We start from the raw sequence: 18,032 nt of genomic DNA on the forward strand, positions 1-18,032 counted from the left end.
GAGGCTTGCTTAACCGGGCAGAAATACTGATTTTTTCGGTGGGAAATATCCTCTGAAAATACCGGAAATCGGGGGATTTCAGCCCAAGAGGAGAGCTGTTTTATCGGGGAATTGCATTTGAACAAATCTTTGGTATAAATGCCAAAAACCTCAAGGCGCCTTTTGCCTCCCCAAAGAGTCGGCCCCTTTTTATTTTCCCCTTTCCCGTCATATTTTTTGAATTGTCTAAATCTGGAAATCATATTATAATAATTATGTATGCATAACTTTCATTTCAAGGAGGAAATATGGAATCACTGAATCAACTGATTTCCACCATTAACGGATTTTTATGGTCATCTGTTATCATCGCCCTGCTGGTGGGAGCAGGCTTCTATTTTACTGTCCGCACCAGGGCTGTACAGATTCGTTACTTCGGACGGATGTTCCAGCTCATAGCCCATACGGCCGGCCGGAAGACCGAGGGAAATGAGGTTTCTCCTTTCCAGGCTTTCTGCGTCAGCACTGCTTCCCGAGTAGGTGTAGGCAACATTGCAGGCATCGCTATTGCCATCGTATCCGGCGGTCCCGGCGCTATTTTCTGGATGTGGTTTATTGCGGTTATCGGTTCTGCCACGGGCTTTGTGGAATCTACCCTGGCCCAGCTTTATAAGGTGCCAAGAGAAGACGGTAACGGCTTCCGCGGCGGCCCTGCCTATTATCTGAAAAACGGCCTCGGCCACCGTATCTGGGCTGCCCTCTTTGCTGTTCTGATTTCCGTCACCTACGGTATGATTTATAATTCCGTACAGTCCAATACCATTTCCCTGGCCCTGAACCATGCACTGGGTCTGGACCGTATGATGGTAGGCGGCGTGGTTACTGTGCTGGCTATGCTGGTCATCTGCGGCGGCATGGGCCGGGTGGCCCGGGTGACAGAATGGATGGTGCCTATTATGGCAGGCATTTACATCGTGGTTGCTCTGGGCATTATGCTCTATAATATTACCGAAATGCCCCATGTGTTCTACATTATCCTCCGGGATGCCTTCGACTGGCAGGCAGTATTTGGCGGCGGCATGGGCGCTGCTGTGCTCACCGGATTCAAGAGAGGCCTTTTCTCCAACGAAGCCGGCGAAGGTTCCGTACCAAATGCAGCAGCCACTGCAGATGCCACCCATCCGGTGGTGCAGGGCCTCATCCAGGCCTTCGGCGTGTATGTAGATACCCTTTTCATCTGCTCCGCTTCCGCTTTCATCGTTCTTCTTACCGGAGACTACAGCGCCACCGGCCTGACCGGCATCGAACTGATTCAGTGGGACATGTCCCAGTACTTCGGCAGCGGCGCTCCAAAAGCCGTTTCCTTCCTCATTTTCCTCTTTGCCTTCACTTCCCTTATTGGAAATTATTATTATGGGGAAATCAACATTGGCCATCTCACCCATAAAAAATGGCCGCTGAACCTCTTCCGCCTTCTCATTGCTGTCATGATTTTCTGGGGTTCCATTGCGGATCTGCCCCTTGTGTGGAACCTGGCGGACCTCTTTATGGCCTTTATGGTCTTAACCAACGTAAGCGCCATTATTCTTCTTTTCCCCCAGGCCCGGGCCTGCCTTCTGGATTATGAAAAGCAGCTGAAAAAAGGCATCCGGGTACCTCTCTTCCACCGGAATGTGCTGTCCGATACGAAGGGTATCGTATGGTGGGATGATGAAAACAATTCCAATCATTTGAAACGGATGGAGAAATAAGGATTTCCAAAGAAAGCACGGACTCATTTACAAGTCTGTTCTTATCTATTGCTTCGTCATGGGATTTCCTAAACAGATGGCTGTTCACATCTAGTCATTCCCTGACAAAAGAAAACAATTGCTGCATCCATACTTGTCTAAAGGACTGTGAGGAAAGAGGGGCATCCCTTTTCCCCCACAGTCTTTTTTGCAAAGGAAGAAAAAACGAGCACCTATCCCTCTCCTCTGAAAGGATTTCTTATAGAATAAACCATTTTCCTGTTTTATATCATTTTATCAAGGAGGAAATATGATAATCAAAGCACCCTGCGGAGCCATGGAAGGCATGGAAATCCAGGGCATACATCAGTTTCTGGGTATTCCCTACGCCAAGCCGCCAACAGGTGCCCTTCGCTTTATGCCCACAGAACCGGCGGAACCCTGGACAGGAATCCGTTCCTGCAGAAAACTGGGCCACGCTGCGCCTCAGCTCTATGTACCGGGACTTACTTTTCTGAAAAAAGAAGAGACCCTGGATGAAGACTGTCTTTATTTAAATGTGACCACCCCTGATACGACAGGAAAGCTTCCTGTGCTCTGCTGGATTCACGGCGGCGCCTTTCAGAAAGGATCTGCCACAGCAGGCATCAATCCGCCTGCCTTTGCCAGAGAAGGCATGGTGGTTGTCAATATGAACTACCGTCTTGGGGCCCTGGGATTTATGGATATGTCCGGTTATCTGGGAGATGCATACCGACAGTCCGGAAACAGCGGCCTTCTGGATATTATCGAAGCCCTCCGCTGGGTGCGGAAGAACATTGCTTCCTTTGGCGGCGACCCGGATAATGTAACCATTATGGGCCAAAGCGCCGGTGCCAAGCTCTGCGGTGCCCTAACCATCATGAAAAAAGCCAGGGGACTGTTTCAAAAAGCCATCCTCTGCAGCGGCGCCGTGCAGTGCATTCGAGATGTACATACCGCCCGGTGCATAACAGAGCAGTTTATGTCCCATGCAGGTCTTACAAAAGACAGGGCCCATGAAATCCTCACCATGCCCTGGGAAGCCATTTTAAAAGCCCAGGCTCCCATGTTCCGCGGATTCAACCTGCATGCGTCAGGCCCTGTATTTGACGGCATCAATTTTGAAGGAAATGACGCCCTTGCCCTGATCCGGCAGCATGCAGGTCAACATATTTCCCTTCTCATGGGAACAAACAGAGATGAAACAAATCTCTACTGGCATATCTATCATGTGCATGACATGGATGAAGGGCTGGCAGAAAAACTCTTCGGCAATCGGGCACCCATCGTTATGAAAAACTACAGAATAATTCCCAAAGACGAAAACTTCCATCAGCGTTTCGTCCACTTCCTGACAGAATATATTTACCGCGCCGGCGATATAGACATGGCGGAAACCGCTTCTGACGCAGGGCAGGACGTCTATCTCTACCGGCTGGACTGGGACCGGCAGGCTTATAAAGCCTGCCATGCTTCTGAGACCCAGTTCCTCATGGGTATGGGCTCTGTCATCCACGATGTGGACCACTCGCCTGCCCATGAAGAGCTGAAGGAAGAGATGCACGGCGCCTTTACTGCCTTTATAAAAAAAGGCATGCCCGCTGCAGAGGGCATGCCGTCATGGCCGAAATTTGACAGAGAAAACCGCCGTATCATGGTCTTTGACCATCCCTGCCATGTAGAGAGAGCTGCTGCATCGGAAACAGACCCGGCCATGCCATTCCAGGTATTTGCTCTGTAAAATCTGTACATCGAAAAGGGGCTGTGAAGAAATGATTTACATTTCCTCGCAGCCCTTTTTTGGCTGAAACAAATTTAGAAAAGTAAAAAGCCACTGACCTTCGACAGGTCCTGAGCAGCAGGAAGCCTGTCAAAAGGTCTTATCCAGATGGCCTACTACTTTTTTATTTCCTTTTTTCTCATCCCGTTCTTCCAGTTTTTGCATAATGTCGTAAAGATCTACGCCGGCATTTTCCCAGAGGACGAAGAGATGGTAGAGGAGATCGCAGGATTCATCTATGATTTCTTCCTTATCTTCGTGCTGATCAGCAATAATGACTTCAGAAGCTTCCTCGCCTATTTTTTTGTCGATTTTATTCTTACCTTCCTTCTGGAGGTAATTGGTATAGGATCTTTCCTGGGGATGAATTCTGCGGTCTTTGATTTCTTCAAAGAGCGTATGAAGGATGGTGAGGCTTCCTTTCGCTTTTGTATTATCCCACTGCGCAAGGCTCCGATAGAAGCAGCTGCGGTTTCCTGTATGGCAGGCAGGGCCTTCCGGAATGGCCTCTACCACCAGGGTATCGGCATCACAGTCCACGTAAATCCGCTTCACCTGCTGGAAATGGCCTGATTCTTCGCCTTTATGCCACAGTTTCTGGCGGCTGCGGCTGAAGAACCAGGTTTCGCCGCTTTCCACCGTTTTAGCCAGAGATTCGGCATTCATATAGGCCACCATGAGCACTTCGCCGCTTCTGGCATCCTGCACCACTGCCGGCACCAGTCCTTTTTCATCAAATTTGATATTTCCGATGTCTACTGACTCCATAAATCCTCCTTATATCCGCACGGGAATGCCGTGGGCTGCCAAATACTTTTTTAAATCGGGAATGGCGATTTCGCTGAAGTGAAAGACTGACGCTGCCAGGGCCGCATCGGAGCCTGCTTCAAAGGCTTTCAGGAAATCTTCCATTTTCCCTGCACCACCGGAAGCAATGACAGGAATGGAAAGCTGCTCTGACAGGGTATGCATGAGTTCCAGGTCATACCCCTTTTTCTCTCCATCGGTGTCGATGGAGTTCATGCATATTTCTCCGGCCCCCAGCTCCATGCCTTTCCTAGCCCATTCCAATACGGAAATACCGGTGTTTTTCCGTCCGCCTTCGATGTACACGTCCCATCCGCCATGGTCATTCCGTTTACCGTCGATGGAAAGAACCACGCACTGGTTTCCAAAACGCTCGGCACTTTCCCTGATGATTTCCGGATGCATGACGGCGGCAGAGTTGACAGATACCTTGTCGGCACCAGCCAGCAGCATGGTGCGGAAATCGTCAGCTTTGCGAATGCCTCCTCCTACGGTAAAGGGGATGGTCAGCTCTTCCGCAATGGCTTTCACAGTGTCCACAAAGGTTTCTCGCCCTTCATGGGTTGCGGTAATGTCATAAAAGACAAGCTCATCGGCGCCGGAGTCGGAGTAGTACTTTCCTAAAGCCACAGGATCATCTACGTCCTGCAGGTGATGAAATTGTTTTCCCTTGACCACCCTGCCATGGTTCACGTCCAGACAGGGAATGATTCTTTTTGCAAGCATAGTATGCTCCTTTGCGTTTTAGAAAAACAGGGGATGCTTCGCAGCCCCGGATTCAAAGGGGGCTGGGAAAAGGTTCTTAAGATTGACCGGCCTGTGGCCGGAGGGTTCTTAGGTTTGACGGGCCCCTGGGGCCCGAAGGTTGTGGACTGCCCTGTCGAAAAATGAGTATAAATTTCGCAAAGCGGTTCCTTCCCGCCGACTACTGTTTAATGCCTTTTGATTCAAACGCTGCACGTACCAAGATTCTTCGCCTGCGGCTCAGAATGACTGTGAGGGCGGGAAGGTAAGGCCGTAACGCTGAATTTATACTCATTGCCCACAAAGCAATCCACAACCCTCGGCCCGGAGGGTCGTCAAACTTACGCCCCTTCATCCGCGCAGCGGATGTCAACCCTCGCCTGCGCAGCAGGCGTCAACCGGAGCCACGCAGTGGCTCCGGTTGCGGTTCCCTTATTCCTGGATTTCCCGAATTTCTTCCATAGTTACTTTTCCCTCATAGAGGGCTTTGCCTGTAATGGCTCCGTACACTCCCATGGCAGACAGTTTCCGGAGATCTTCTGCGCCGGAGACGCCGCCGGAAGCAATCAGGTGGATGCCTTCCAGAGCCTGAAGTTTTTTCATCATGTCGAAGTTCGGACCGGAAAGCATGCCGTCCCGGCTGATGTCCGTATAAATCAGCGTATTCACGCCGTGGGTCAGGAGTGTTTCTGCAAAGGTCATGACCTTGCGGCTGCTGCCGTCCACCCAGCCGTGGGTAGCCACTTCGTCTCCCTTGGCATCTATAGATACGGCAATATGATCAGCGCCAAAAGTTTTGGCGGCCTGAATGGCAAAGTAAGGGGAAGCAGCGGCTTTGGAGCCGATAATGACCCGGTACGCCCCCATGTCCAGGTAGTCTTTAATGGCCTTTTCATTGCGAATACCGCCGCCCACTTCCAGAGGGATGGTGAGGACTTCACACATTTTTCGGATGATTTCCTTATTGACGCCGTCCCCTTTGAAAGCACCGTCCAGATCCACCACATGAAGGGCTTTGGCCCCTTCTTCCTGCCATTTCAGCGCCATTTTCACCGGATCATCGCCGTAAACGGTAAGGTTTTCTTTTTTTCCCTGCTGCAGACGCACGCAGTGCCCATCTTCTATATCTATTGCTGGAAATATTTTCATTTCATCAACCACTTTGCTAAACGATCCCAGATGGTCATCCCTACAGAGCCCGATTTTTCAGGGTGGAACTGGAATCCCAATACATTGTCCTTCCCCACCACAGCCGGTACGGTGACACCATAATCGGCAGATGCAATGACGTCTTCCGTATCTCCCGGTGTCTTGTAGTAAGAATGGACGAAATATACATAGGAATGAAGGGGCAGGCCTTCCAGCACTTCGTGGGGCCGGTGAATGACCAGTTCATTCCATCCCATATGGGGCACTTTTAATTTCCCTTCCGGAAAATGGACAATCCGGCCGGGAAGAAGGCCCAGGGCAGGAATATGTCCATTCTCCTCAGAGACTTCATAGAGCGCCTGCATGCCCAGGCATATGCCGGCCAGCTTTTTTCCATTTTTCACTTCTTCCCGGATAAGGCCAGACAAACCGTAGCCATCCAGATGCTCCATAGCATCCTTCATGGCACCAACGCCAGGCAGGATGAGGGATTTGGCGCTTCGGATAACTTCCGGATTTCTTGTCACTTCCACAGAAAGGCCGGCCCTTTCCGCCGCCCGGACCACATTGGCCAGATTGCCTGCGTCATAATCGATAATGGCTGTTTTCATCAGAGCACTCCTTTGGTCGATAATACCCTGCCGCCTTCCACGGTAACCGCTTCCTTCAGTGCATGGCCCAGCCCTTTGAAAAGAGATTCTACGATATGATGGCCGTTTTCGCCGTAAAGGCAGGCCATGTGCAGGTTCATCATACCGTGCATGGCAAAGGCCAGGAAGAATTCTCTGGTCATTTCCGTTTCAAAGGTGCCGATCCGCTCCACCGGGATTTTCACATCGTACACGAAATAGGGCCGTCCGGAAAGGTCCAGCACAATGCGGGACAGTGTCTCATCCATGGGGCAGAAGAAGGCGCCGTAGCGGCGGATGCCCTTCTTATCTCCCAGCGCTTTGAGGAACACGCTGCCCAGGGCAATGCCCAGGTCTTCAATGGTGTGATGGTTGTCCACTTCCAGGTCCCCCTGGCAGGTTATGGAAATATCCATGCCGCTGTGACAGGCAAGGAGGTTCATCATGTGGTCGAAGAAACCGATACCCGTGGTTCCCTCAAAGCGCCCTTCTCCATCGATGACAAGGGAAATGGCAATGTCTGTCTCCCCTGTTTTTCTATGAATCTCTGCCTGTCTCATGAAAGCTCCTTCCGAAATACTTCAAGGAGGGCATCATCCACATCCCTGGTGGTCACAGTAATGCGGTAGGCATTGGGCAGCTCTCCGCTATTCCGGTAAATCTTCACCAGAATGTCTTTGGCTTTCAGGGCTTTGAAAATTTCTTCATGTTTGCTTTCCACCTGGACCAGAAGGAAATTGGTGCAGGATGGATATACGGTGAGGCCGGGAATTTTCACCAGTTCATCAAAAAGACGGTTCCGTTCCTTCACAATGTCATCTCTCACCCTAAGAATTTCCTCCCTGTGTTTCAGTACGATGGGCGCAAAGAGCTGGGTAAAGGCATTGAGGTTGTAGGGCGCCTTGATTTTGCCGATGGCATCGATGATTTCCTTATCAGCTGCCAGATAGCCGCAGCGCATGCCTGCCAGACCGAAGGCTTTGGACAGGGTGCGGAGCACTACCAGGTTCGGATATTTTTTGATTAAAGGCAGCACGCTTTCCTTCTGGGCAAATTCCATGTACGCTTCGTCCACGAAAACAAGATTGTCAGCCGCCTTCAGCACTTCTTCGATAAAGGAGGCCGGCAGCAGGTCGCCGGTAGGGTTATTGGGGTTGCAGATGACTGTGATTTTCGGCTGATATTTCTTAACCGCTTCCAGAATGCCTTCCTTGTCCCGGCGATAGCCTGCCAGGTCCCTCACTTTGATGGCGCGGGCCCCCAGGGTTTCTGCTCCCAGTTCGTACATGTCGAAGGTTGGCGTATGAACCAGGATCTGGTCTCCCGGGTTTAGAAATGTGCCCAGAAGGTAGGTAATCATTTCATCACCGCCGTTACCGCAGATGATGTTTTCCGGAGCCTGACCGGTGTATTCCGCCAGAGCTTTTCGAAGGTCATCAGCCATGGGTTTCGGGTAAATCTGGGGTTTAAAGGTATCCAGCGCTTCCACCAGTTCCTTTTTCAGGGATGGAATGGAAAGAACGTTAAAATAGTTTTCATTGGCATTAATCACGTATTTTTCTGCAATAGGAGCCACATAGTAGGGTTCAAAATCTTTAATTGTATTTCTAAGCCATTCAGTCTTCATCACGTACCTCCATCGCATGAGCATGAGCGGTGAGCCCTTCTGCTTTGGCAAAGAGCTGCACTTTTTTAGAAATTTTACGGAACGCTTCCTCACTGTAGCATTCCACACTGCTGTGTTTTACAAAATCATAAACCCCAAGGGGCGAGGAGAAAGCAGCGGTACCGGAGGTGGGCAGTGTATGGTTGGGGCCCGCCATGTAGTCCCCGATTGGTTCAGAAGTGTATTTGCCGAGGAAAATGGCACCGGCATTATAAATAAGGGGCAGGTATTTTTTCGGGTCCGGCAGCTCTACTTCCAGATGCTCCGGCGCAATCTTATTGACGATATCAAAGCACTGTTCTGCATCTTTGCAAAGGAAAGCCTTGGCGTACTGGTCCACGGAGGTCTTCATGATTTCATAGCGGGAAAGCTCTTTCATCTGTTTTTCCATTTCCTTCTGCACCGCCAGGCCGAAGTCCTTATCCGGTGTAATGAGGAATACGGCAGCCCGGGGATCATGTTCAGCCTGGGAGAGTAAATCGGCTGCAATCCACTTCGGATTGGCGCTGCCATCAGCCACGCAGCATACTTCTGAGGGGCCGGCAATCATATCAATGCCTACCGTACCGAAAACAAGGCGTTTGGCCATGGCTACGAAAGCGTTGCCGGGTCCTACGATTTTAAATACAGGCTCCACCGTTTCCGTGCCGTAAGCCAGCATGCCGATGCCCTGGGCACCGCCGACCTTATAAATTTCCTTCACCCCGGCCACATAGGCAGCAGCCAGGATATTGGGGTTCACTTTTCCGTCTTTACCGGGCGGAGTAGCCATGGCCACGGATGGGCAGCCTGCCACCATGGCCGGCACCGTATCCATAAGCACCGTGGAAGGATAGGCAGCCCGGCCGCCGGGAACGTAAACGCCTACCCGCTGGATGGGGAGGAACCGTTCTCCCAGTTCCACGCCGTCCCGGAAGGTTTTGGACCAAGATTTCCTGACCTGCTCACGGTGGAATGCTTCAATATTTTCCTTTGCTTCCTTTAATACGGCGAGGAATTCAGGACCTACAGCCTTGACTGCCTCTTCGATTTCCGACTCACTCACCCGGAAGTCCGTAAGGTCTACACCGTCAAATTTCTTTGTGAGTGCACGAATGGCTTCATCTCCCCCCTCCTTCACCTGAGCGAGGATGGCGGACACTGATTTTTCCAAATCATCAGAGAGATTCACATTTCTATTAGTCATGGTCCTCACTTCACGGAGGGTCAGCCCTTTTTCCGGTACTTCAATCCATTCCATTTCTATGCCTTCTTTCTGTGGTCAATCCTTTTTGACCACCTGTATGAACTGATTCAATTCATCCTGTTTCATCTTGAAGGAGACCTTGTTGCAGATGAGACGGGCGGAGAAATCCATAAAATAATCGTAGGCCTCCAAGCCATTTTCACGGAGGGTCGTGCCTGTTTCCACAATATCCACAATCACATCGGAGAGTCCCACCAGAGGAGCCAGCTCCACAGAGCCGTTCAGCTTGATGATATCAATGGGCTGGAAACGGCCGGCAAAGTACTTCCTTGCAATGGAGGGATATTTGGAAGCCACCGTGAGGATGCGTTTATTCATCACATCCCTTTTCCCCTTGATACCGGACACAGCCATGCGGCATTTGCCGATACCCAGGTCAAGGATTTCATAGACATCCTCTTCACCGTCTTCCATGAGTACATCCTTGCCAACAATGCCGGCATCAGCGGCACCCCGCCTGACATAGACCGCCACATCCGGTGACTTCACCAGAGTCACCCGGATGCGGCCTTCCTTATCGGTAAAAATTAATTTTCTGCTGTCATCGGAATAATCGGGGAACTGATATCCTCCATCAGACAGGCTTTTCATCACTTTCCTGGCAATACGCCCTTTGGCGAGAGCTATATGAAGCATATCAAAGTCCTCCCAGTTTTCTTTCCATTTCCTCTTTAGACAGTGCCTCTTCCCCTATAAGGAAAGAGCCTTTCTCATAGGAAGCTATCATGCGGTAATCGCTGGGGATAATGCGGTTCTTCCGGCTCACTCCAAGGACGGAGTATCCTTTATGCCTCCAGTCCATCAGAGTCAGTATCAAATTTCTGTCCGCCTCCTCATACACCACGGCCAGATCACAGGAAGGAACCATTTCTTCCAGCAGATCCTCTTCTGCCATGACCTCGTAGAGAAGGTTCATGTTAAGGCCAAAGCCGCAGGCCGGGCGGGGCACCTGGAACTGGGCGGCCAGCGAATCATAACGGCCGCCGCTGATCAGGGAATACAGGGCGCCATCAGCGTAAATCTTGAACACCATGTCCGTATAATAACCCATGTGGGAAGTAAAGGCAAAATCAAGCTGCACAGAATCACTGTAGCCTGCTACATCCAGGTATTCGTAGACCTTCTGAAGACGGCTGAGTGATTCCATCATGCCGTGATTCAGGCACAGCCCTTCTGCCCGCTTCAAAGTAGATTCATAATCCCCAAAGAGCCGCGGCAGCTCCAGCAGCACATCCCGCTGGATTTTCGTAATAGGAAGCCCGTCAACCAAACCATCAAAGGCCACCAGATTTCTCTTCTCCATATATTCCCGCACCTGGGACAGCTGCTCCTTTGTCAGATGGAGCTCATCGAAAAGGGCGTCCATATAGGCCACAGTGCCCAGGTCGATGCGCATATCCCGGATGTCCACGGACTTTAAAAACTCCGCTGCCATGACCATGACCTCGCCGTCACACTCCGGCGTCTCATCGCCCAGCACTTCCACGCCGCTCTGGAGAAAATATTTCCCATGGGTGGACTTTCCATAATATTCACGGAACACCATGGACACATAACCAAACTTCAAAAGCTGGGACGGATCCGGATACTCCCGGGCCACCGTCTTCACCAGAGGCACCGTCACATCCGGCCGCATGACCAGCACCTCGCCGTCGGGCCCTATGGTCTTTATCATCTCCCGCTGGAGCTGGGGAAAATAGGTGCCGTAGGTATCATAATCCTCAAAGGTGGGAGTCTGGATAATCTTGCACCCGTGCCGCCGCATGACGGAAACCACAGCGCTCTCAATGCGGTCGTAATTCTTCATTTCTTCTTCATGGACCATTTTCAGGTCATCCATTGTACGAGCCATTTGCGCCCTCCTCTCTTTCTTATGGTTAATACATTACCACGCTAAAGTAAGAAAGTAAAGAAGGAAGGCAGTAAAAATTGTAAAAAAGTAGAAAAAGCGTCCTCTCCGGTGTGGGATATGGCGTCAGAGGACTGGCATTTGTACCTGCTGTGCTGTATATCGCAAAATAAAAGAAGCTGTGAAAAAATGATTTACATTTTTCACAGCTCCATGAGTCTATAGCCAGGGTTACGTAATTTCTTTCTTTATCATCAGTGCTGGCCGTCTGACGTCTACCTTCTCTCCAGTATCTTCTCCGCCCTCTGTATATCCTTCTGAATCTGCGCCGCCAGTGCTTCCGGCGAGGGAAAGCGGATTTCGCCGCGGATTCTTTCCACCCATTCCAGGGTGAAGGATTTTCCGTAGATATTGCTGTCGAAGTGGAATATGAAGGTTTCTATGGTCCTTTGTTTCCCTTCAAAGGTAGGATTTTTCCCAATGTTGGTAATCGAAGGATACCTTCTCCCATCAATCAGGGCAAAGGTGGCATAGACACCGTCTTTGGGAAGCACCCGGTTTTCCGCAAAAGACAGGTTGGCCGTAGGAAAGCCGAGAATATCATGGCCCCGGTGAAAGCCGTGGACCACGCCGCCCTGAAGGGTATAGTTCCTTCCCAGAAGGCAGGCGGCTTCTTTCATCTGTCCCTGCTGGATGAGCTGCCTGATGGCAGTGCTGGAAACGGTTTTCCCCTCTTCCTCTGTAAGACCGGCCACAGAGACCGGTATCTTTTTGAAGAGGAACCATTCTTTCAACAGACGGCTGTTTCCTTTGGCCTGTCTGCCGAAGGTGAAGTTTTCCCCTGCCGCAAGGCCGGACAGGCCGGGAAGGCTTTCCAGCTTTTCCAAAAATTCTTCGGGCTCCTCTTTGAGGAATTTCTCATCAGGCCTGAGGAAGAGGGCAAAAGCCATGCCCGCTTTTTCCATGGATTTCGCCTTTTCTTCCCTGCTCTGGAGAAGAGGCACCTGCACCTTTGGTGCAAGGACGGCCATAGGATGGGGCCAGAAGGTAAGAACGCCGGGTATGGCGCCTTCCCTATCTGCCAGTTTCCGGGCCAGGCGCAGCACTTCCTCATGACCCCTGTGGCAGCCGTCGAAGAAGCCCATGGCCAGCACGAATTTTTTATTTGTGGGAAGTTCTTCCCATGAATGATAGATTTCCATAAAAGCCTCAGGAAAACACTTTCTTCGGATGAATGATGCCCCTGGAAACAGAAGCGATACCAAGGAAACGGGATCCCTGAAAAACGGCTGTCGCTTCCCGGTCCTCTTCCCAGCAGCGAAGTCTTTTCCCCTGAAGAAAATCGGCTCCTTCCTTTTCGGAAAGCTCCAGTGCCGGAAGTTGGGAAAGAATGGGATGGAGGTCTTTGATCACCGCTCCCTCCGGATCCTTTTCTATGTCTTCCAGCGTCCAGGCATCCTGCAGGATAAAAGGCCCCATTTCCGTTCTGTTAAGGCCGCTCATAGTCAAAAGGCAGCCTGCCTCCTTTCCCAAATCCCGCCCCAGTGCACGGATATAGGTACCGGCCGAGCAGGTGACGGTCATAGAAAGGAAAGGCGGAGCGATTTCTGTGATTTCCAGTTTATAAATTGTTACGGGACGGGCAGGAAGGTCCACCTTTTTCCCTTCCCTGGCCAGTTTATAGGCCCGCTCTCCTTTGATTTTAAGGGCAGAATAGCTGGAAGGTACCTGCATGATAGGCCCCCGGAATTTTTCCGCTGCCTTTTCAAAGACAGAAAGGTCTTCTGGCAGGGGCCCCTCTTCCACCACCTGTCCGGTCATGTCTTCCGTATCAGTGGCAAGACCCATGCGGAAGCTGGCCTCATAGGTTTTGGTATGGATGGGAGCGTATTCGATAAGTCTGGCAGCCCTTCCCAGAAATACGGGAAGCACTCCTTCCGCCATGGGGTCCAGCGTGCCGCCATGCCCTATTTTTTTCTGGTGATATATACGGCGCAGTTTGGCAATCACATCAAAGGAAGTCCAGTCCTTCGGCTTTACCACATTGATAACGCCGTCCATCAGAGATATTTCTCCGCTGCTTTCACAAAGAGGGGCTCTGTGTCAGAAAAGCTTTCATGAATGGTGCAGCCCGAAGCCTTCCAGTGGCCGCCACCGCCAAATTCAGCTGCCAGATCTCCCACATTGGCATGTTCTGTAGAGCGAAGGGAAATCCTTGTTTCCTTTTCCCCTTTGTACTTGAAGAGTGCCGCAATCTGGCAGCCTTTGATGCAGCGGGGAATGGAGGCATAGTAATCCGAATTTTCGCCGTCCAGTTCCATGGCTTCCTTTCCCATATAGGCGATGACGATTTTTCCATCATCATAGGAATGCACCGTACCTGCCACCAGCTGATAGCATTTCATGGCTTCCTCGGTCTTTTCATCCAGCCTGTTGGCAATATAGTCCGGCTTGGCTCCCATGGCCACCAGTTTGCTGGCCATCAGGAGGGTATGGGCAGAGGTGCAGGAGAATTTGAAGAAGCCGCTGTCGGTACCGATAGCCATGTACAGGGCATTGCAGGTATCCTCGTCCATGGAAATACCGGCATCGAAGAACATTTCTGCCAGCATTTCTGCCGTAGCAGCGTATTTGTACTGAATGTAGAGATAGTCGGTGTAATGCTCGTTGGACCGATGATGGTCGATGCAGAGGCTGTCCACATCAGGGAAATTGAAATGTCCGCCGCGTTCCAGATTTCCCAGATCCGTAAACACCAGGGCGTCATAGTCCTTTCCCTCCGGCATTTCCGTATGCACTAGGGCAGCCGTTTTGATAAGGCGGTACACATGGGGCACCGGGTCCGGCAGCAGCATATCCGCTTCCTTTCCCAGCTTAACCAGCACGTTGCGAAGGGCGCAGATGGATCCTACATCATCTCCATCGGGATGCTCATGACCTACCAGAAGGAAACGGTGATGGGACATGAGGAAATCCCAGGCTTCCTTCTTGCCGATTTCCTTTGCATGATTCAGGGCAAGGCTCATTTTTCTTCCTCCTTGTGAATTTTCTTCAAAAGGCCGTCAATGTGCATGCCATAATCCAGGGATGTATCTTCGGCGAAGGAAATTTCCGGCGTGTAATAGATCTTCAGCCGCTGTCCCAGTTCCCGACGTACAAAGCCCTTCCCTTTGTTCAGCGCTTCCAGGGAAGCCGCCTTTTCCTCATCACTTCCGAAGAGGGACACGAAGATTCTGGCTTCCCGGAGATCACCGGTCACTTCGACTCCCGTCACCGTCACAAAACCGATGCGGGGATCTTTTAAATCATGAAGGAGCATATTGCTCACTTCCTGCTTAATAAATTCCTGGATTTTTCGTACTCGTAATTCAGACATGGGTCTCACCTCACGTTTTTATAAAAATATCCGCCTTCTATGCAGTTGGATAAAGGCGGATACGATGAAATCATTATATGTGTGGGGCCTTGCGGCCCCGGGTTCAGAAGGGTCAGTTGACAGTTGACGGGGCTTCGCCCCGAGGGTTCTTAAGGTTCTTAAGTTTGACGGGCCCTGTGGGCCCGAGGGTTGAAGTATCGCCGCCAGAGGCGGCGATGAACTTTTTATATACCGCTTCGCGGTTGGCCTGCTTTTCCCGGATGAAACCCGGTTGCAGTTATTTTATTAAACCCGGCGGCGAAGCCGCCCACCACAACCCTCGCCCCTAAAGGGGAAACGACTCACTATGATTTGTGCGTCGCTTTGCTCCTTCAAATCATGTTCGCTGTGCACGCCAGAGGCGCGTCAAACTTAAGCCCCTTCGCCTGCGCAGCAGGCGTCAAACCTCAGGCCGCAAGGCCTGTCAATCCTCACGCCCGAAGGGCGTGTCCTTACTTCAGTTCAGCAGCTTCTTCCTTCAGTTCGAAGGCTTCCAGCTGGTCCCCTTCCTTCACATCACGGTAGCTGTCAATGGAAATGCCGCATTCAAAGCCGGCAGCCACTTCCTTCACATCATCCTTGAAACGGCGGAGGGAATTGATCTTGCCTTCGTGGATGACGATGCCGTCACGAATCAGGCGGAGCTGGCAGTTGCTGGTAATCTTGCCGTCCTGTACGTAGGAACCGGCAACAATGACTTTCGGTGTATGAATGACCTGACGTACTTCCGCATGGCCCAGGAGCACTTCGCGAATGGTAGGCGAAAGCATGCCGGCCATAGCAGCTTTCACGTCATCGATGCAGTCATAAATGACGCGGTAAAGCCTGATATCTACGCCGTCTTTTTCGGCCATAGCCCGGGCATTGGCATCAGGGCGGACATTGAAGCCGATAATGAGGGCGTGGGAAGCGGAAGCCAGCATGACATCGGATTCATTGATGGCACCTACGGCGGAATGAACGATGGAAATACGGACTTCTTCACTCTTAATGCCCTGGAGGGACTGTACCAGTGCTTCTACGGAACCCTGCACATCAGCCTTGATGATGATATCCAGTTCCTTCATTTCCCCTTCCTTAATCTTTTCAAAGATGTTGTCCAGGGTGACTTTCTGTACGTTCCGCTGTTCTTCTTCCTTGGCTCTGGAAGCCCGGAGTTCAGCAATGGCTCTGGCCTTCTTTTCATCCATTACATAGAAATGGTCCCCTGCTTCCGGCACGCTGTCCATACCCAGGATTTCAGCCGGTGCGGAAGGTTCTGCATTTTTCAGCTTCCTGCCGTTTTCATTGGTCATGGCGCGGACACGGCCCCAGCTCTTGCCTGCCAGGATGCCGTCGCCTACATGAAGGGTGCCGTTCTGTACCAGCACGCTCATCACAGGGCCGCGGCCCTTATCCAGCTGGGCTTCTACAACTACGCCGTAGGCTTCGCGGTTCGGGTTGGCTTTCAGTTCCTGCATTTCAGCCACCAGGAGGATGTTTTCCAGAAGGTCATCCAGGCCGATTTTCTTCTTGGCGGAAATAGGGGTCATAATGACATCGCCGCCCCAGTCTTCAGCCAGCAGGCCTTCCTTGGACAGTTCTTCCTTGATACGGTCGGGGTTGGCACCGGGCTTATCAATCTTGTTGATTGCTACCATAATGGGCACGCCTGCATTCTTGGCGTGGTGGATAGCTTCAATGGTCTGAGGCATAACGCCGTCATCTGCTGCTACGATAAGCACTGCAATATCCGTAATCTGGGCACCTCTGGAACGCATGGCCGTGAAAGCTTCATGACCCGGGGTATCGAGGAATGTAATCTTGTGTCCCTTGTAGCGAATCTGGTAAGCACCGATACGCTGGGTAATGCCGCCGGCTTCGTGCATGGCCACATTGGTCTGGCGCAGAGCATCCAGCAGGGTGGTCTTGCCGTGGTCTACGTGGCCCATAATGGTAACCACTGCCGGTCTGGGCTTCAGGAAACGGGGATCATCAGGAGCCGGGGTGTATTCGGTGGGATCTGCTGCCGCTTCTGCTTCCTTCAGGGTGACGCCGAATTCTTCTGCCAGAATTTCGATGGTATCCCGGTCCAGATTCTGGTTGATGGTAGCCATGACGCCGTCCATCATCAGATGTTTAATGATTTCACTGACTTCGCGGCCAAAGAGCTCTGCCAGTTCCTTCACTGTCACACTGGGCGGCAGTTCCACTTCTGTAGGATAGGAGGCAGCTTTCTTTTCAGCCATATGCTTTTTCTTTCTGGTCTGGTTCAGGGAACGGGCCATCAAAGAACCGCCTTCCTTTTCTCTGCGGCTTCTTTCCCAATCCTTCTTGGATTTCTTCTTGGCCGGTTTTTCTCTTCTCTGTACAGCAGCCGGTGCTTCTTCCACAGGAGCAGGGCGGCTGTTTCTTTCAGCCGGCTTCCTGTCCTGGCGGGAGCGGTCATTCCTGTCCCGTCTGTCATTTCTGTTCTCGCTGCGTTCCCCGTTTCGGGAAGGTCTTCCGTTTTCGCTGCGGTTTCTGCCGTCCCGTCCGCCATGGTCGTTTCTGTCATTTCTGCCCTGACGGTCGTTTCTGCCATCTCTCTGACGGTTCTGGCGGTCATCTCTCGGGCGGTTTTCCCGCTTTTCCGTCTTCGGTGCCTGTTTGGCTTCTTCCCGAGCCGGCGCTTTGACTTCTTTATTTTCTGCTTTGGGAGCAGCCTTTACGGGCGCTTCCGCCTTAGGAGCAGGAGCCGGTTTCGGTTCTTCCGGCACTTCAAAGGAAGAATAGGATTTCCGTCCTGTTTCCTGTTTCTTCCGGTCCGTAGGACGGCCCTCGTGATCAAAGCGGACAGTGCGCATAGGCGGCCTTTTAGCCGGTCTCTTCTTTGCAGCAAAGGCCTTTTCCAAAATGGCGCATCCATTGTCATCTACGCCGCTCAGTCTGCTGGTCACATCCACATTGTGACTTTTCAGTACATCCAGCACCTCTTTATCTGTTTTGCCATACTGTCTGGCTAATTCATAGACTCTCTTTTTCTTCTGCATAAGCAG

The 18,032-nt window shown here is 51.5% G+C and carries 16 protein-coding genes; 2 read left to right on the plus strand and 14 right to left on the minus strand.

Annotation, left to right across the window (positions count from 1 at the left end; genetic code table 11):
* Positions 1-287: 287 nt before the first annotated feature.
* Both NW747_RS00315 and NW747_RS00320 read left to right on the plus strand, forming a co-directional pair.
* Entirely contained in the window at positions 288-1,730 is a 1,443-nt protein-coding gene (locus tag NW747_RS00315; RefSeq protein ID WP_273187439.1) for an alanine/glycine:cation symporter family protein, read from the plus strand.
* 289 nt (positions 1,731-2,019) lie between these two features.
* Positions 2,020-3,471: a carboxylesterase/lipase family protein gene (locus tag NW747_RS00320; RefSeq protein WP_273187441.1), complete on the plus strand. Its 1,452-nt coding sequence runs from the start codon at positions 2,020-2,022 to the stop codon at positions 3,469-3,471.
* 129 nt (positions 3,472-3,600) lie between these two features.
* Here the strand turns inward: NW747_RS00320 and hisIE are convergent, their stop codons facing one another.
* The 14 genes from hisIE to infB form a co-directional block, all read right to left on the minus strand.
* Complete coding sequence (hisIE, locus tag NW747_RS00325) at positions 3,601-4,278, minus strand: bifunctional phosphoribosyl-AMP cyclohydrolase/phosphoribosyl-ATP diphosphatase HisIE (protein WP_273187443.1); 678 nt, start codon at positions 4,276-4,278, stop codon at positions 3,601-3,603.
* Between the two features lie 9 nt (positions 4,279-4,287).
* A complete protein-coding gene (gene hisF, locus NW747_RS00330) occupies positions 4,288-5,043 on the minus strand; it encodes an imidazole glycerol phosphate synthase subunit HisF (protein WP_273187445.1) in 756 nt (251 codons plus the stop codon).
* Between the two features lie 450 nt (positions 5,044-5,493).
* Positions 5,494-6,210 carry a 1-(5-phosphoribosyl)-5-[(5-phosphoribosylamino)methylideneamino]imidazole-4-carboxamide isomerase gene (hisA, locus tag NW747_RS00335; RefSeq protein ID WP_273094876.1) on the minus strand — a complete coding sequence of 239 codons (717 nt, stop codon included), beginning with the start codon at positions 6,208-6,210 and terminating at the stop codon, positions 5,494-5,496.
* Positions 6,207-6,821, minus strand: coding sequence for an imidazole glycerol phosphate synthase subunit HisH (gene hisH, locus NW747_RS00340; RefSeq protein ID WP_273187446.1), 615 nt, complete (start codon positions 6,819-6,821; stop codon positions 6,207-6,209). The genes hisA and hisH overlap by 4 nt, the downstream gene beginning before the upstream one ends.
* Positions 6,821-7,399 (minus strand): imidazoleglycerol-phosphate dehydratase HisB, encoded by a 579-nt coding sequence (hisB, locus tag NW747_RS00345; protein ID WP_273094873.1) that lies wholly within the window; start codon positions 7,397-7,399, stop codon positions 6,821-6,823. Before hisB ends, hisH begins: the two co-directional genes overlap by 1 nt.
* Positions 7,396-8,466: a histidinol-phosphate transaminase gene (gene hisC, locus NW747_RS00350; protein WP_273187448.1), complete on the minus strand. Its 1,071-nt coding sequence runs from the start codon at positions 8,464-8,466 to the stop codon at positions 7,396-7,398. Before hisC ends, hisB begins: the two co-directional genes overlap by 4 nt.
* The gene (gene hisD, locus NW747_RS00355) at positions 8,456-9,745 is read right to left on the minus strand and encodes a histidinol dehydrogenase (protein WP_273187450.1); all 1,290 of its coding nucleotides are present in this window, start codon (positions 9,743-9,745) and stop codon (positions 8,456-8,458) included. The genes hisC and hisD overlap by 11 nt, the downstream gene beginning before the upstream one ends.
* Positions 9,746-9,766: 21 nt before the next feature.
* A complete protein-coding gene (gene hisG, locus NW747_RS00360) occupies positions 9,767-10,387 on the minus strand; it encodes an ATP phosphoribosyltransferase (protein ID WP_008860130.1) in 621 nt (206 codons plus the stop codon).
* A 1-nt stretch (position 10,388) separates the two neighbouring features.
* A complete protein-coding gene (locus NW747_RS00365) occupies positions 10,389-11,603 on the minus strand; it encodes an ATP phosphoribosyltransferase regulatory subunit (protein ID WP_273187452.1) in 1,215 nt (404 codons plus the stop codon).
* A 272-nt stretch (positions 11,604-11,875) separates the two neighbouring features.
* The gene (locus tag NW747_RS00370; RefSeq protein ID WP_273187453.1) at positions 11,876-12,802 is read right to left on the minus strand and encodes a bifunctional riboflavin kinase/FAD synthetase; all 927 of its coding nucleotides are present in this window, start codon (positions 12,800-12,802) and stop codon (positions 11,876-11,878) included.
* A gap of 7 nt (positions 12,803-12,809) precedes the next feature.
* Positions 12,810-13,661 carry a tRNA pseudouridine(55) synthase TruB gene (gene truB / locus NW747_RS00375; RefSeq protein ID WP_273187455.1) on the minus strand — a complete coding sequence of 284 codons (852 nt, stop codon included), beginning with the start codon at positions 13,659-13,661 and terminating at the stop codon, positions 12,810-12,812.
* The gene (locus NW747_RS00380; RefSeq protein WP_273187457.1) at positions 13,661-14,626 is read right to left on the minus strand and encodes a DHH family phosphoesterase; all 966 of its coding nucleotides are present in this window, start codon (positions 14,624-14,626) and stop codon (positions 13,661-13,663) included. The genes truB and NW747_RS00380 overlap by 1 nt, the downstream gene beginning before the upstream one ends.
* A complete protein-coding gene (rbfA, locus tag NW747_RS00385) occupies positions 14,623-14,976 on the minus strand; it encodes a 30S ribosome-binding factor RbfA (RefSeq protein WP_273187459.1) in 354 nt (117 codons plus the stop codon). The genes NW747_RS00380 and rbfA overlap by 4 nt, the downstream gene beginning before the upstream one ends.
* A gap of 491 nt (positions 14,977-15,467) precedes the next feature.
* Complete coding sequence (gene infB / locus NW747_RS00390) at positions 15,468-18,026, minus strand: translation initiation factor IF-2 (RefSeq protein WP_273187461.1); 2,559 nt, start codon at positions 18,024-18,026, stop codon at positions 15,468-15,470.
* Positions 18,027-18,032: the final 6 nt, after the last annotated feature.

Origin of the sequence: Dialister succinatiphilus (assembly GCF_928721695.1) — a bacterium.
Classification (GTDB): domain Bacteria; phylum Bacillota; class Negativicutes; order Veillonellales; family Dialisteraceae; genus Dialister; species Dialister succinatiphilus.

Coding starts and splice junctions, on each gene's coding strand:
- truB (WP_273187455.1), bottom strand. CDS start 13,661: ATGGACGGCGTTATCAATGTGGTAAAGCCGAAGGACTGGACTTCCTTT.
- NW747_RS00315 (WP_273187439.1), top strand. CDS start 288: ATGGAATCACTGAATCAACTGATTTCCACCATTAACGGATTTTTATGG.
- hisC (WP_273187448.1), bottom strand. CDS start 8,466: ATGAAGACTGAATGGCTTAGAAATACAATTAAAGATTTTGAACCCTAC.
- hisA (WP_273094876.1), bottom strand. CDS start 6,210: ATGAAAATATTTCCAGCAATAGATATAGAAGATGGGCACTGCGTGCGT.
- NW747_RS00365 (WP_273187452.1), bottom strand. CDS start 11,603: ATGGCTCGTACAATGGATGACCTGAAAATGGTCCATGAAGAAGAAATG.
- hisG (WP_008860130.1), bottom strand. CDS start 10,387: ATGCTTCATATAGCTCTCGCCAAAGGGCGTATTGCCAGGAAAGTGATG.
- hisIE (WP_273187443.1), bottom strand. CDS start 4,278: ATGGAGTCAGTAGACATCGGAAATATCAAATTTGATGAAAAAGGACTG.
- hisB (WP_273094873.1), bottom strand. CDS start 7,399: ATGAGACAGGCAGAGATTCATAGAAAAACAGGGGAGACAGACATTGCC.
- NW747_RS00370 (WP_273187453.1), bottom strand. CDS start 12,802: ATGGAAATCTATCATTCATGGGAAGAACTTCCCACAAATAAAAAATTC.
- infB (WP_273187461.1), bottom strand. CDS start 18,026: ATGCAGAAGAAAAAGAGAGTCTATGAATTAGCCAGACAGTATGGCAAA.
- hisD (WP_273187450.1), bottom strand. CDS start 9,745: ATGGAATGGATTGAAGTACCGGAAAAAGGGCTGACCCTCCGTGAAGTG.
- hisH (WP_273187446.1), bottom strand. CDS start 6,821: ATGAAAACAGCCATTATCGATTATGACGCAGGCAATCTGGCCAATGTG.
- hisF (WP_273187445.1), bottom strand. CDS start 5,043: ATGCTTGCAAAAAGAATCATTCCCTGTCTGGACGTGAACCATGGCAGG.
- NW747_RS00380 (WP_273187457.1), bottom strand. CDS start 14,626: ATGAGCCTTGCCCTGAATCATGCAAAGGAAATCGGCAAGAAGGAAGCC.
- NW747_RS00320 (WP_273187441.1), top strand. CDS start 2,020: ATGATAATCAAAGCACCCTGCGGAGCCATGGAAGGCATGGAAATCCAG.
- rbfA (WP_273187459.1), bottom strand. CDS start 14,976: ATGTCTGAATTACGAGTACGAAAAATCCAGGAATTTATTAAGCAGGAA.